The organism is Microbacterium sp. bgisy207 (assembly GCF_965345035.1).
GTDB lineage: Bacteria > Actinomycetota > Actinomycetes > Actinomycetales > Microbacteriaceae > Microbacterium.
Window position 1 is genome coordinate 87,215 of sequence record NZ_CBDRMG010000006.1, and the last position, 13,765, is coordinate 100,979.

Genomic DNA, 13,765 nt, shown 5'->3' on the forward strand with positions numbered 1-13,765 from the left:
GGAGGTCCTTCCCTCAGAGAGCACAGCGCCGGGTCTGCGCCGAGCGCGCCCTCGCTGACGCTACGCCCGGCATCCGACCGCGGGCAAATCGCCACGTGCCACGACGCGGAGGGCGGAGTTGCGGCAGCGTCGGCGCATCTGGCCGAACGAGAGAAGAGGCTCCCACCGATGCGGTGGGAGCCTCTTCTGTCAGGCGTTTCCGTCAGGCCTTGGGGTCCTCCGGAGCCGCGGGCGGCTCGGTGTTGGCCGGGGGCTGCGGTGCCGCGGCGGGCGGAGCGGCCGGGGGCGCGTACCCGGTCGGCGGTGCGGGCGGCGCAGCGTAGCCGGGCGCGGGGCTCGTGGCCGGGTTGGCGGGGTACCCGCCGGCCGGGACCTGCGAGGGGATGCCGTCCCAGTTCGTCCGGTCGCCCAGGAATCCGTTGCCGGCCCACGGTGCGGCAGGGATCGCCGTGTTCCACCGCGACTTGTCGAAGGCGGCGATACCGAGCCACACGATCGAGAGGAAGAAGTAGAGGATGAGCCAGACTGCTTCCTTCTGCAGCTTCAGACCCACGCGCCATGCGGCGAGCAGCGTCAGGATGAACGCGGCAAGACCGATCAGCTGGCCGATGACCGGGATCCAACCGAGCAGGATTGCGGCACCGATGGCATACAGCAGCAGCCAGGGGCTGAGGTCACCGAGCTTGAGGAAGATCATGCCGTTGTAGACCGGCACCCACGCGCGCCACTTGCCCTGCACGCCGGCCTTGTCGAAGATCCTCATCAAGAAGAACGAGGTGAGGATGTACCCCGCGGCAGCGAACAGGATCCAGAAGAAGGCGAGAAAGATCAGCAAGCCGATCGACGCGCCGTCGTTGTAATAGACGACCGATGCGCCTACGTTTTCGAACATGAACGTTCCTCCCGAACGGTCAGGACTCGCACCTCGAGCTGGTGCGCGACGGGGCATTCGCCCGTTGCTCCACATGCTAGCGACACGCGATGCCCGGTGTCATGCACCCGTGGCACGTGCATCGCGTTGCTCGGGCCGACTCAGACGAACAGCGCGAGCTCTCCCGGCGCGCCGGGCGCCAGATCGAGGCCGGACTCCCGCGCCCAGTCCACGACGTCGGCGACGCTCGCCAGCGGCGGTCGGTGCCGGGCCAGGCGGCGCACCAGTTCGCCCTTGGCCGCCTTGTTGAAGTGGTTCAGCGCCCGCGTCTGACCGTCGGCACCGCGCGTGAGAACCCGCAGGTACACGCTTCGCTCGATCGGCGCAGCTCCGAGCGCGACGTAGGCCTCGGACCTCAGGTCGAGCACGAACGCCTCTTCGCGCCGAGCCAGCGCCGTTGTCACCGCCGGGCCCCACAGGCGCCGCGCGGGCGGGAGATTCGGCACACGGATGCCGGCACCGAGGCGGTAGGACGGGATCGGATCCAGGGCCCCGATCGGCCCGAACGGCGCGGAGTGGATCAAGACGTGGGTGCCGAGCCACCGTCGGGCAGAAGCGTCAAGGGTGGCAGCGTCGAGAGCATCGAAAAGAACTCCGGTGTACCGGTCGATTGCCGGCATCGTCGGGGACGTCCGCAGCACCCGATTCGTCTCGATCTCGCCGCGCTGCGTCGGTCCGAGCTTGAGGACCCTCGCCGCAGCATCCGGATCATCGCTCAGCCGGACCAGTGCGTCGATGACCGACTCGCGGATGGACGTCAGTTCGGAAAGTGCCAGCGCGGATGCATCCCACGGCGGCCCCTCCCCACCTGGCCGCTTCGTCTCCGACGGCGGCAGCAGGATCAGCATGGCCGCCCGTCACCGGGGAAGACGCACTCGCCGGGGTGGGACGGATGACAGTGCATTCGTCCCACCCCGGCGAGTGTTCGTGCACCCCGCACGGGCCGACTCCGTCGACCTCGGCAGGGGGACTGTCGTGTCAGGCGACGAGCGCGGCGTTGCCCGCGACGATCGTGACGACGTTACCCTCAATCGAGAGGAAGCCATCCTGAGCGTTCGCGACGACCTTGCTGCCGTCATCCTTCGTGATGCGCACCTGGCCCTCGGCGAGGATCGCGAGCACAGGCTCGTGCCCCGTCATGAAGCCGATCTCGCCTTCGACGGTCTTCGCGACCACGAGGGATGCCTCCCCCGACCACACTTCCGCGTCGGCGGAGACGAGGCTCACGTGCAGCGGCATGATCAGCCGTTCTCCTTCTGGATCTGCGCCCAGCGCTCTTCGACGTCCGAGATGCCGCCGACGTTGAAGAACGCCTGCTCGGCCACGTGATCGAAATCGCCCTTGACGATCGCGTCGAAGGACTCGATCGTCTCCTTGATCGGAACGGTGGAACCCTCCACGCCCGTGAACTTCTTGGCCATGTAGGTGTTCTGCGAGAGGAACTGCTGGATGCGACGCGCGCGGGCGACGACAACCTTGTCCTCTTCGGAGAGCTCGTCCACACCGAGGATCGCGATGATCTCCTGCAGTTCCTTGTTCTTCTGCAGGATCTGCTTCACGGCCGTCGCCACACGGTAGTGGTCCGCGCCGATGTAGCGCGGGTCCAGGATGCGGCTGGTCGAGGTCAGCGGGTCCACGGCGGGGTACAGACCCTTCGACGCGATCTCACGCGAGAGTTCGGTCGTGGCATCCAGGTGGGCGAAGGTGGTCGCCGGCGCGGGGTCGGTGTAGTCGTCGGCGGGAACGTAGATCGCCTGCAGCGAGGTGATCGAGTGACCGCGGGTCGAGGTGATGCGCTCCTGCAGGATGCCCATCTCGTCAGCCAGGTTCGGCTGGTATCCCACAGCCGAGGGCATGCGGCCCAGCAGCGTCGAGACCTCGGAACCGGCCTGCGTGAAGCGGAAGATGTTGTCGATGAACAACAGCACGTCCTGCTTCTGCACGTCACGGAAGTATTCAGCCATCGTCAGCGCCGACAGGGCGACGCGCAGACGCGTCCCCGGCGGCTCATCCATCTGACCGAACACCAGCGCCGTCTTGTCGAAGACGCCCGCCTCCTCCATCTCGTGGATGAGGTCGTTGCCCTCACGGGTACGCTCACCGACGCCCGCGAACACCGACACACCGCCGTGGTCCTGCGCGACGCGCTGGATCATCTCCTGGATGAGGACGGTCTTGCCGACGCCCGCACCGCCGAACAGGCCGATCTTGCCGCCGAGCACGTACGGGGTGAGCAGGTCGATGACCTTGATGCCGGTCTCGAACATCTGCGTCTTGGACTCGAGCTGATCGAACGCGGGAGCCTTGCGGTGGATACCCCAGCGCTCGGTGATCTCGACCTGCTCGCCGGGCTCGCCGTTGAGGATGTCACCGGTGACGTTGAACACGCGCCCCTTGGTGACGTCACCCACGGGGACGGAGATCGGTCCCCCGGTGTCGCGCACCTCCTGGCCGCGCACGAGTCCGTCCGTCGGCTTGAGCGCGATCGCGCGGATGAGGTCGTCGCCCAGGTGCTGTGCGACCTCGAGGGTCAGCTCGCTGGACTCGCCCTCGATCGTGATCGTGGTCTTCAGCGCGTTGTAGATCTCGGGAATCGCATCGTGCGGGAACTCGATGTCGACGACGGGGCCGGTGACGCGCGCGACGCGGCCGACGACCGCGGTCTTCTCGGCGGTAGCGGTGGGGGTCATGGTCATTCTCTTTCGTGTCAGGTCTACTTGCCCGACGCCAGAGCGTCGGCGCCGCCGACGATCTCGGCGATCTGCTGCGTGATCTCGGCCTGTCGCGCGTTGTTGCGCAGGCGTGTGTAATCGGTGATGAGCTTGTCTGCGTTGTCGCTCGCGGACTTCATGGCCTTCTGCGTCGCGGCGTGCTTGGCCGCCGACGACTGCAGCAGAGCGTTGAAGACACGGCTCTGGATGTACACCGGCAGCAGCTGGTTGAGCACCGTTTCGGCATCCGGCTCGAACTCGTACAGCGGGTACACCTGAGCCGACGCCGACTCTTCGGCTTCGACGACCTCGAGCGGAAGCAGGCGCACCTGCTCCGGCGTCTGGGTCATCATGCTCACGAAGCGGTTGTAGACGAGATGGATCTCGTCGACGCCGCCCTCGTCGCCGCCGCGGTCGTAGGCATCCAGCAGAGCAGCCGCGATCTCTTCGGCCGTGTGGAAGTGAGGCGTGTCGGTGTCTCCCGTCCACTGCGCGGCGCTGGCCATCTTCCGGAACTGGAAGTAGCCGACGGCCTTGCGTCCCACGAGATAGAAGACAGGTTCCTTGCCCTGCTCACGGAGCAGCTGTGCCAGCTCGAGACCCTCGCGGAGGATCTGCGAGTTGAACGCGCCCGCAAGCCCTCGGTCCGAAGCGAAGATCACCACCGCTGAGCGACGGATGACCTCCCGCTCCGTGGTCAGGGGGTGATCCACGTTGGAGTGCGTGGCGACCGCCGAGACGGCGCGGGTCACGGCACGCGCGAAGGGAGCGGACGCGCGCACGCGCGCCATCGCCTTCTGGATGCGCGAAGCCGCGATGAGTTCCATCGCCTTCGTGATCTTCTTGGTCGTCTGAGCAGAAGAGATCTTCTGCTTGTAGACCCGGAGTTGTGCGCCCATGGTTTATCGACCTCGCGCGCCCTTAGTGGCGGCCCTTGACGATCTTCTCCTGGTTGACATCCTCGGCGTGCGCCGCGCCGACCTCTTCGTGGCCGGGCTTGGAGATCGCCTGACCCTTGCCCGAGCGGAACTCCAGCACGAAGTCGTCGACGACCTTCTCGAGCTCGGCGACGGTGTCGTCATCCAGCACGTTGGTCTCGCGCAACCGGTCGAGGATCGTCGTGTTGCGACGCAGGAAGTCCAGAAGCTCCCGCTCGAACGGCAGCACGTCTTCGACCTCGATCGTGTCGAGCTTGCCGTTGGTGCCGGCCCAGATCGAGACGACCTGCTCCTCGACCGGGTACGGGTCGTACTGCGGCTGCTTGAGCAGCTCGGTCAGACGAGCGCCGCGGGCCAGCTGACGGCGAGACGCCGCATCCAGGTCGCTGGCGAACATCGCGAACGCCTCGAGTGAGCGGTACTGCGCGAGCTCGAGCTTGAGTGTTCCCGAGACCTTCTTGATCGACTTGACCTGCGCGTCGCCACCGACACGCGAGACCGAAATACCCACGTCGACGGCCGGACGCTGGTTCGCGTTGAACAGGTCCGACTGCAGGAAGATCTGTCCGTCGGTGATCGAGATCACGTTGGTCGGGATGTAGGCCGACACGTCGTTGGCCTTCGTCTCGATGATCGGAAGACCGGTCATCGAGCCGGCACCCAGTTCGTCGGAGAGCTTCGCGCAGCGCTCCAGCAGACGCGAGTGCAGGTAGAAGACGTCACCGGGGTACGCCTCACGGCCCGGCGGACGGCGCAGCAGCAGCGACACGGCACGATACGCCTCGGCCTGCTTCGACAGGTCGTCGAAGATGATCAGGACGTGCTTGCCGCCGTACATCCAGTGCTGGCCGATGGCAGAGCCGGTGTACGGAGCGAGGTACTTGAAGCCGGCGGGGTCGGAAGCGGGGGCCGCGACGATCGTCGTGTACTCCATGGCACCGGCATCCTCGAGGGCGCCCTTCACGGATGCGATCGTCGAACCCTTCTGACCGATCGCCACGTAGATGCAGCGCACCTGCTTGGTCGGGTCGCCGGACGCCCAGTTGTCCTTCTGGTTGATGATCGTGTCGATCGCGATCGCGGTCTTGCCCGTCTGACGGTCGCCGATGATGAGCTGGCGCTGTCCGCGGCCGATCGGGATCATGGCGTCGATCGCCTTGATGCCCGTCTGCATGGGCTCGTGCACGCTCTTGCGCTGCATGACGCCCGGCGCCTGCAACTCGAGCGCGCGACGGCCCTCGGTCGCGATCTCGCCAAGGCCATCAATGGGGTTGCCGAGCGGGTCGACGACGCGGCCGAGGTAGCCGTCGCCGACGGGAACCGAGAGCACCTCGCCGGTACGCGTGACCTGCTGGCCCGCCTCGATGCCGGCGAAGTCACCGAGGACGACGACACCGATCTCGTGCTCGTCGAGGTTCAGGGCGAGGCCCTGAGTGCCGTCGGCGAAGGTGACCAGCTCGTTGGCCATGACGCCGGGGAGGCCCTCGACGTGGGCGATGCCGTCGGCGGCGTCGATGACGGTTCCGACCTCGTTGGCCGCTGCCCCGGAGGGCTCGTACGCGGCGACGAAGTCTTTCAGCGCGTCACGGATGACGTCGGGGCTGATGGAGAGTTCTGCCATGGTCTTCCTTCGTTGGGGTCCTTCTCGGGTTCCGTGCATCGGACCCGAAGTCTGCGCCTCGCGGCGGTGTCGTTAGCCGGCCAGTCGCTGACGCAGGTCGGCGAGCCGGGAGGAAACACTCATGTCGATGACGTCGTCGGCGATCTGCACGCGCAGTCCGCCCACGACGGCGGGGTCGATCACGGTGTTCAGGGAGATCTTGGTGCCGTATCGACGGGTGAGCAGCTCCGTCAGGCGCGCCGTCTGCTCTGCGCTCAGGGGCGCCGCGGCCGTCACCGTCGCAACGGCACGACCGCGCTCGTCGGCGACGATTCGGATCGCCCGCGAGAGCAGCTGGCGCACCCGCCGCTCGCGCGGTTGCTGCGCCAGCGAGGCCGCGATAAGAACGGTCGCCTCGCTCGCACGCCCGGTAAGCAGTTTCTCGACGAGAGCACCCTTCAGCGACGCCTCGCCCAGTCGGCTGCCGAGCGCAAGCTCCAGCTCCGGGTTCGCCGCAACCGTGCGGGAGAACTCGAACAGCTCAGACTCGACATCCGCCGAGGACGCGATCGTCGCGGCCCTGACAGCGAGCTCTTCGATGCCATCCACGAGGTCGGACGCCGACGACCACCGCTGCTGCACAGCATTGCTGAGCAGCCCGACCGTCGCGGGAGCCATCGATGGCCCGAAGACGTCGGTGATCACCTTTGCGCGCGCTGCGGGGGCCGCTGCGGAGTCCGCGAGTGCGCCGCTCAGCTGTGTGGACTCCGCGAGCTCGCGGGCAGCCACGAAAAGCTCGCGGGCGACGGTCAGGTCGACGCCACGAGCCGCAGCCAGCGCCGCGGTCGTCTCCGCGAGCGCCTGATTCGTCGCACTTCCCATTACTTCGCCGCCGTCTCGGATGCCTCGAGGTCAGCGAGGAAACGGTCGACAACGGCCTTTGCCTTCGCGTCATCGGAGAGCGTCTCGCCGATCACGCCACCGGCGAGATCGAGCGCGAGCGTCCCGACCTCACTGCGCAGCGACACGAACGCGGATTGCCGTTCGGCATCGATCTGCGCGTGCGCTGCCGCGGTGAGGCGTGCGGCCTCGGCCGACGCGTTCTCCTTGGCCTCGGCGAGGATCTTCTTGCCGTCCTCGCGGGCGGCGTCGCGGATCTCACCGGCTTCGCGGCGCGCGTCAGCGAGCTGAGCGGTGTACTCCTCGAGCGCCGCTTCGGCCTTGCGCTGGGCCTCGTCGGCCTTCGCGATGTTGCCTTCGATCGCCGCGGAGCGCTCGTCGAGCAGCTTCTTCATCCGCGGCAGGGCGTAGAGCCAGAACAGGACGAGGATGACGATGAAGCACACGCCCGACCAGATGATGTCGTACCACGCCGGGATGAGAGGGTTTTTGGCAGCCCCCTCTTCGGCGGCGTACGTGACAAGAGCCGTGAGCATCCTGTCTCCTTAGTCAGCAGTGGGGGATCAGACGAAGATGAAGCCGGCGGCGATACCGATGAACGCCAGCGCCTCGGTGAAGGCGATACCGATCCACATGAGGACCTGCAGTCGGCCGGCCAGTTCGGGCTGGCGAGCGACGCCTTCGATCGTCTTGCCGACGACGATGCCCACGCCGATCGCCGGGCCGATGGCGGCGAGGCCGTAACCCATCGTCGCGACGTTGCCGGTGACCTGGGCGAGAACCGTAGTTGCGTCCACGGATTTTTTCCTTTCGGTTGAGGGCGGCTTTCGGGCCGACCCGCTTAGTGCTCTTCCGCCACCGCGAGCTGGATGTAGACCGCGGTGAGGAGGGCGAAGACGTACGCCTGGAGGACAGAGACCAGGATTTCGAAGAGAGTGAAGACGAACCCGAACGCGAGGCTGCCGGCTGCCAGAGCCGACCACCAGCCGCCGAGGTCGAAGAGGAAGAACTGCGTCGCTGCGAAGAACAGCACCAGCAGGAGGTGGCCGACCATCATGTTCATGAGAAGTCGGAGAGTCAGCGTCACCGGGCGGATGATGAACGTCGAGATCAGCTCGATGGGGGTGACGATGATGTAGATCGGCCAGGGCACGCCCGAGGGGAACAGGGAGTTCTTGAAGAAGTTCTTCGGACTCTTGCGAATACCCGCGTAGATGAACGTGACGTAGCTGATGATCGCCAGCACGAGGGGCACAGCGATGACGCTGGTGCCGGCGATGTTCATGAACGGGATGATTCCCGTGATGTTCATGAACAGGATCATGAAGAACATCGTCGTGAGGATCGGCAGGAACCGCTGGCCGTCCTTCTTGCCCAGGAGGTCTTCGGCGATGTTGACACGAACGAAGTCGAGACCCATCTCGACCAGGCTCTGGAACCGGCCCGGGACGACGCGCATCCGTCGGGTGCCGAGCCAGAAGATCAACACCACAGCGATCGTCGCGGCGAACTGGATGAGGGTGATTCGAGTGACTGCGAGAGCCTCAATACCGAAGAGGTAGAAGATCGGCTCGGGGAAGAACTCGTCGACGGACGGTCCGTGGAATCCCCCGCCGTCTTCGGCGGTGGACGCAATCAGGGTCGCAGCTTCGGTAAACAGCGCTGGCTCCAGCTTCGGGGCATCGGGTACTAGCCGTTGCGACGATGGGCGGTGAAGTGGCGATCCCGACAGCGCTCGTCAGGCGAACGGGCGGGCGCAAGACCACCCTAGCAAATCCGGAGAGCTCCGGGCGCCGCGTCAGTCTCCCGGGGCCTCGTCAGGGTCGGTCGTCGGCAGGGTCGTGTCGCTCGCATAGGGCACGCGCATGCGGGTCACGACGATGACATCGACCGCAAGCGAGGCGAGAACCCCCGCCACAATGGCGACGAAGAAGACGAGCGAGTTGACCCACGGCTGATCGCGGACGACGAACAGAACGATCAAGAAGACGACGAACTTCAACAGCCATCCACCGAGCACGATCCCGAAGAACAGCGGCACGTACAGGTCCGTGCCGAACCAGCGGTTGGCCACGAGGATGCTGATGCCGGTGATTCCCAGGAACAACGCCGCCAGGAGCACGCCGACCAGTGCGCTCCACAGACCGGACTCGCCCGCGACGAGATAGCCGACGACGGAGCCTGCGACGGCAAGAGCCCCGGTCACGATCGCCGACCAGATCAGGGTCGTCCGCAGGATCGGGGTGCTGGACACGGTACTCACGAGGCCTCCTGGGCGGTCGTGGCGCGCGCGGGGCGGCGCTCGGGGGGCATGAGGGTCACAACGAGGCAGGCGATGACGCCGAGGGCACCGAATCCGACGCCGATGAGGTACTCCCCCGGCCAGTCGGAGGCCGTGCCGATGTACATCAGCAGCATCGCCAGTCCGATCACCGCGGTCCACGCGTAGAAGATCAGAACGGCGGTCCGGTCACTATGCCCCATGTCGAGCATCCGGTGATGCAGGTGCTTGCGGTCGGGGGAGAACGGCGACTTGCCGGCGCTGACCCGGCGGATGATCGCGAGACCGAAGTCCAGCAGCGGCAGCAGGACGATCGTGATCGGCAGGAGGATCGGGATGAAGGCACCCAACAGCTGCGACCTGCCGAAGTTGTCGGGATCGAGCTGGGATGGGGTGATCTGACCGGTGATCGCGATCGCGGACACGGCCATCAACAGACCCAGCATGAGCGCGCCGCTGTCACCCATGAACAGCTTGGCGGGCGTCCAGTTCAGCGGCAGGAAGCCGATACAGGCGCCGATGAGCGCGGCTGCGATGAACGACGCCAGATTGAAGTAGGTCGTGGCGCCGGCATCGCGCACCAGCAGATATGAGTAGGCGAAGAAGACAGCGTTGGCGATGAGGGCGACGCCGGCGACCAGGCCGTCCAGGCCGTCGATGAAGTTGACGGCGTTCATGACGACGACGATCGAGAGCACCGTCAGCACGAAACTCATCCAGCTGGAGCCGACGGTCAGGCCGCCGATCGGCAGGGACAGGATCTGGAGCTTGCCGAACCAGGCGATGATCCCGGCTGCAACGAACTGCGCACCGAGCTTGATCATCCAGTCGAGGTCCCACACGTCGTCGGCCACCCCGACGATGACGATGAGGGTCGTCGCCCCGAGGATCGCCCACACCGCGGCGGGATCGGCCCAGAAGATCGAGAAGAACGGATGTTGTGACGAGGCCAGGAAGGCGGCGACGATTCCGATGTACATCGCGACACCGCCCAGCCGGGGCGTCGGGGTCTTGTGGACGTCACGCTCGCGGATGCCGGGGTAGAGCTTGTACCGCATGCTCAGCTGCCACACCGCCCACGCCAGCACGAGAGTGATGGTCGCGGTCAGGATGACGACGAACAGGTACTGCTTCACGCGGATCCGGGGGCGTCGGCATCCGTGTCGGCGTGCGGCGCCGAAGGATCCTCGAGAAGGTCGCCGATCACGTCACGGATCTCATCGACGCTCACGGCGCCCTCGCGCAGGATACGAGCGTGGCCCGGCTCGCGACGAGCGAGTCCGGTCGCGTCGAGGATCGTCGAGGGCACGCCGGTGGGCACAGGTCCCGAATCGAGGTAGACGTCGACGCGATCGCCGAGCATCTGGCGCGCGTTCAGCGCGTCGATGGCCGCGGCCTCCCCGGTGAGATTCGCGCTCGAGACGGCGAGCGGGCCGGTCTCCTCGAGGAGTTCGAGGGCGATGCGATGGTCGGGCATGCGGACCGCCACGGTTCCTCGGGTCTCCCCCAGGTCCCACGTGAGCGAGGGCTGCGCGGGAAGGACGATCGTGAGCCCTCCCGGCCAGAATCGGTCGATCAGCCGTTCGACGGGTTCGGGCACCTCGGCCACGAGCGCCCGCACCATCGCGACGCCCGCCACCAGCACAGGAGGAGGCGACTGGCGGGTGCGCCCCTTGGCGTCCAGGAGGCGCTGCACGGCGGCGGCGTTGAAAGCGTCGGCGGCGACACCGTAGACGGTGTCGGTGGGGATGACGACGAGGGCGCCCCGGCCGATCGCCTGGCGTGCCTGTCGCATGCCGGGCAAGAGCTGGGCGTCGTCGCGGCAGTCGAAGACGTCGGACATGGCGTGCCCAGTCTACGGAACGAGGCAGTGGTTACGGATGCAGCGCTGTCGTGACGCGGTCGCGACGCGTGAGATCCATGTGGGTGGCGGGGGCGCGCCACCCGTCTGCGGCCAGCAGCTCGCGGATCGCCGCGCCCTGGTTCTCGCCATGTTCGATGGCGACCATTCCCCCCGGGTGAGCAAGCCGCAGCGCGGAGGCGCTGACCTCGCGGACGACGTCCAAACCATCAACGCCGCCGTAGAGCGCACTGGGGGGATCGAACCAGCGCACCTCGGGATCGCGTGGGATCGCCGCTTCCGGGACATACGGCGGATTGCTGACGACGACACTAGCGGTGCCGTCGAGGTCGGGGAACGCGCGAGCCAGGTCGATGAAGGCGAGCGTCGCGTTGTGCGCCCCGACGTGGGCGAAGTTCTCCTTGGCCCACACGAACGCATCGACGGCGTTCTCTGCCGCGTAGACACGGGCGTGGGGCACTTCGGTCGCCATCGCGAGCGCGATCGCGCCGGACCCGGTGCCGAGATCGATCGCGATCGGTGCGGGCGAGGCCGACGCGCGCAGCGCGTCGATGGCGATCTGGACAAGAGTCTCGGTCTCGGGACGCGGCACGAAGACGCCCGGACCGACGCGCAGCTCGAGATGACGGAACGGGGCAGTTCCGGTGATGTGCTGCAGGGGCTCACGAGCCGCGCGACGTGTGACGCAGTGGGCGAACTCTTCTCCCGTCGCGGGCTCGATCACCTCACCGCGCAACGCCGCCGCCTGCAGCTCTCCCCGACCGACATCCAGGACATGGGCCAGCAGCAGCTCGGCATCCACGCGCGGGTCGGGAAGGCCCGCCGCAGCCAGGGCGTCCGCTGCCGTCGCGAGCTGATCGGCAATCTTCTGCGGGGCGCGGGCGGGGTCGGAGGGGCGTTGAGGGGGCATGAGCGACCCCAAGCCTAGGGCGATGGGACCTTCTTCGTCACAATCGGGCCCGATCAGGTGAGGCTCGCCTAGGCTGAGTGGTCGTCACCTACGTCGCCCGAAAGGCCCCGCAATGACCGGTATCCACAACGACATCACGAGTGCATTCGGAAACACCCCCCTCGTCCGACTGAACCGCGTCGCGGAGGGCGTCGAGGGCACCGTGCTGGCAAAGCTCGAGTTCTACAACCCGGCCTCCAGCGTCAAGGATCGCCTCGGCATCGCGATCGTCGATGCTGCCGAGGCGTCCGGTCAACTGCCCCCGGGCGGCACGATCGTGGAAGCGACCAGTGGCAACACCGGTATCGCCCTGGCCATGGTCGGCGCGGCACGCGGATACCGTGTCATCCTCGCGATGCCCTCGTCGATGTCGACCGAGCGGAAGCTCCTTCTCAAGGGCTACGGGGCAGAGCTGGTCCTCACCGACCCGGCCCTGGGCATGAAGGGCGCCGTCGCGAAGGCCGAGGAGATCGCCGCAGAGACGCCGGGGGCGGTGCTGGCCAAGCAGTTCGCGAACGAGGCGAACCCCGCGATCCACCGCAAGACCACCGCCGAGGAGATCCTGCGGGACACCGACGGCAAGGTCGACTACTTCGTCGCAGGCATCGGCACCGGCGGCACGATCACCGGCGTCGGGCAGGTGCTCAAGGAGCGCGTCCCCGGCGTGAAGGTGGTCGCCGTCGAGCCGAAGGACTCTCCGCTGCTGACCGAAGGCAAGCCCGGACCACACAAGATCCAGGGCATCGGTCCCAACTTCATCCCCGAGATCCTCGACCAGGGCGTCATCGACGAGGTGATCGACGTCGAGTTCGACGACGCGATCTCAACGGCGCGCGATGTCGGAACCAAGGACGGCATTCTCGTCGGCATCTCCAGCGGTGCGGCGGTGTGGGCAGCCCTGCAGGTGGCCTCGCGCCCCGAGGCGGCGGGCAAGAACATCGTGGTCGTCATTCCCTCCAACGGCGAGCGCTACCTCTCGACTGCCCTGTTCGAGCACCTGCGCGAGGACTGACGATGGGAGTCCGACGCATCGTCGGCCGCATCCGTGAAGACATTGCGGCAGCGAAGCTGCGCGACCCGGCGGCCCGTAGCGGCATCGAGATCGCAGTGCTCTACTCGGGTCTGCACGCCATCTGGGCTCACCGCGTCAATCACTGGCTGTGGACCCACAACGCGAGATTCCTCGCCCGCGCGGGCTCACAGCTGACCCGCTGGCTCACGGGGATCGAGATCCATCCGGGTGCCCGGATCGGACGACGGTTCTTCATCGACCACGGCATGGGAGTCGTGATCGGTGAGACGGTCGAGATCGGTGACGATGTGATGCTCTACCACCAGGTCACGCTGGGCGGACGCCAGCGCGAAGGCGGGAAGCGTCACCCCACGCTGGGCGATGAGGTCGCGGTGGGTGCGGGGGCGAAGATCCTCGGGCCCGTCACGATCGGTGCGCGTTCGGTCGTCGGCGCCAACGCCGTCGTGACGAGGGACGCACCGGCCGACAGCGTCCTCACGGGGATCCCGGCCAAGGCCCGCAAGCGCAAGGACGGCATGGACACCCGGGCGCTTCTGACAATGCCGGAGTACCAGATCTGAC

General features: G+C 66.9%; 16 protein-coding genes. 2 read left to right on the forward strand and 14 right to left on the reverse strand.

Going from position 1 to position 13,765, the window contains the following annotated elements; all coding sequences use genetic code 11:
- Positions 1-202 precede the first annotated feature (202 nt).
- The 14 genes from ACSGC5_RS07245 to prmC form a co-directional block, all read right to left on the reverse strand.
- Entirely contained in the window at positions 203-892 is a 690-nt protein-coding gene (locus tag ACSGC5_RS07245; protein ID WP_434969978.1) for a large exoprotein, read from the reverse strand.
- Positions 893-1,032: 140 nt separating this feature from the next.
- Positions 1,033-1,779: a YaaA family protein gene (locus tag ACSGC5_RS07250; protein WP_434969979.1), complete on the reverse strand. Its 747-nt coding sequence runs from the start codon at positions 1,777-1,779 to the stop codon at positions 1,033-1,035.
- Positions 1,780-1,909: 130 nt separating this feature from the next.
- On the reverse strand, positions 1,910-2,170 hold the full coding sequence (locus ACSGC5_RS07255) for a F0F1 ATP synthase subunit epsilon (RefSeq protein WP_434969980.1): 261 nt from the start codon (positions 2,168-2,170) through the stop codon (positions 1,910-1,912).
- A 2-nt stretch (positions 2,171-2,172) separates the two neighbouring features.
- Positions 2,173-3,621 carry a F0F1 ATP synthase subunit beta gene (gene atpD / locus ACSGC5_RS07260; protein ID WP_434969981.1) on the reverse strand — a complete coding sequence of 483 codons (1,449 nt, stop codon included), beginning with the start codon at positions 3,619-3,621 and terminating at the stop codon, positions 2,173-2,175.
- A gap of 23 nt (positions 3,622-3,644) precedes the next feature.
- Positions 3,645-4,541 carry a F0F1 ATP synthase subunit gamma gene (locus tag ACSGC5_RS07265; protein WP_375236624.1) on the reverse strand — a complete coding sequence of 299 codons (897 nt, stop codon included), beginning with the start codon at positions 4,539-4,541 and terminating at the stop codon, positions 3,645-3,647.
- A gap of 22 nt (positions 4,542-4,563) precedes the next feature.
- On the reverse strand, positions 4,564-6,201 hold the full coding sequence (atpA, locus tag ACSGC5_RS07270; RefSeq protein WP_375236625.1) for a F0F1 ATP synthase subunit alpha: 1,638 nt from the start codon (positions 6,199-6,201) through the stop codon (positions 4,564-4,566).
- Between the two features lie 72 nt (positions 6,202-6,273).
- On the reverse strand, positions 6,274-7,062 hold the full coding sequence (locus ACSGC5_RS07275; RefSeq protein ID WP_375236626.1) for a F0F1 ATP synthase subunit delta: 789 nt from the start codon (positions 7,060-7,062) through the stop codon (positions 6,274-6,276).
- Entirely contained in the window at positions 7,062-7,616 is a 555-nt protein-coding gene (locus ACSGC5_RS07280) for a F0F1 ATP synthase subunit B (RefSeq protein WP_434969982.1), read from the reverse strand. The genes ACSGC5_RS07275 and ACSGC5_RS07280 overlap by 1 nt, the downstream gene beginning before the upstream one ends.
- 27 nt (positions 7,617-7,643) lie before the next feature.
- On the reverse strand, positions 7,644-7,877 hold the full coding sequence (atpE, locus tag ACSGC5_RS07285) for an ATP synthase F0 subunit C (RefSeq protein WP_324253920.1): 234 nt from the start codon (positions 7,875-7,877) through the stop codon (positions 7,644-7,646).
- Between the two features lie 44 nt (positions 7,878-7,921).
- Positions 7,922-8,740 carry a F0F1 ATP synthase subunit A gene (atpB, locus tag ACSGC5_RS07290; RefSeq protein ID WP_375237241.1) on the reverse strand — a complete coding sequence of 273 codons (819 nt, stop codon included), beginning with the start codon at positions 8,738-8,740 and terminating at the stop codon, positions 7,922-7,924.
- A 138-nt stretch (positions 8,741-8,878) separates the two neighbouring features.
- Entirely contained in the window at positions 8,879-9,343 is a 465-nt protein-coding gene (locus ACSGC5_RS07295) for a hypothetical protein (protein ID WP_434969983.1), read from the reverse strand.
- Positions 9,340-10,497 carry an MraY family glycosyltransferase gene (locus ACSGC5_RS07300; RefSeq protein WP_434969984.1) on the reverse strand — a complete coding sequence of 386 codons (1,158 nt, stop codon included), beginning with the start codon at positions 10,495-10,497 and terminating at the stop codon, positions 9,340-9,342. The genes ACSGC5_RS07295 and ACSGC5_RS07300 overlap by 4 nt, the downstream gene beginning before the upstream one ends.
- A complete protein-coding gene (locus tag ACSGC5_RS07305) occupies positions 10,494-11,204 on the reverse strand; it encodes an L-threonylcarbamoyladenylate synthase (protein WP_375237237.1) in 711 nt (236 codons plus the stop codon). Before ACSGC5_RS07305 ends, ACSGC5_RS07300 begins: the two co-directional genes overlap by 4 nt.
- 31 nt (positions 11,205-11,235) lie before the next feature.
- The gene (gene prmC / locus ACSGC5_RS07310) at positions 11,236-12,132 is read right to left on the reverse strand and encodes a peptide chain release factor N(5)-glutamine methyltransferase (RefSeq protein WP_375237236.1); all 897 of its coding nucleotides are present in this window, start codon (positions 12,130-12,132) and stop codon (positions 11,236-11,238) included.
- A 112-nt stretch (positions 12,133-12,244) separates the two neighbouring features.
- On the opposite strand from prmC, the gene cysK reads away from it, so the two are divergent.
- On the forward strand, positions 12,245-13,183 hold the full coding sequence (cysK, locus tag ACSGC5_RS07315; protein WP_375237235.1) for a cysteine synthase A: 939 nt from the start codon (positions 12,245-12,247) through the stop codon (positions 13,181-13,183).
- 2 nt (positions 13,184-13,185) lie between these two features.
- Positions 13,186-13,764 (forward strand): serine O-acetyltransferase EpsC, encoded by a 579-nt coding sequence (gene epsC, locus ACSGC5_RS07320; RefSeq protein ID WP_434969985.1) that lies wholly within the window; start codon positions 13,186-13,188, stop codon positions 13,762-13,764.
- The last annotated feature ends 1 nt before the right edge of the window (position 13,765 follow it).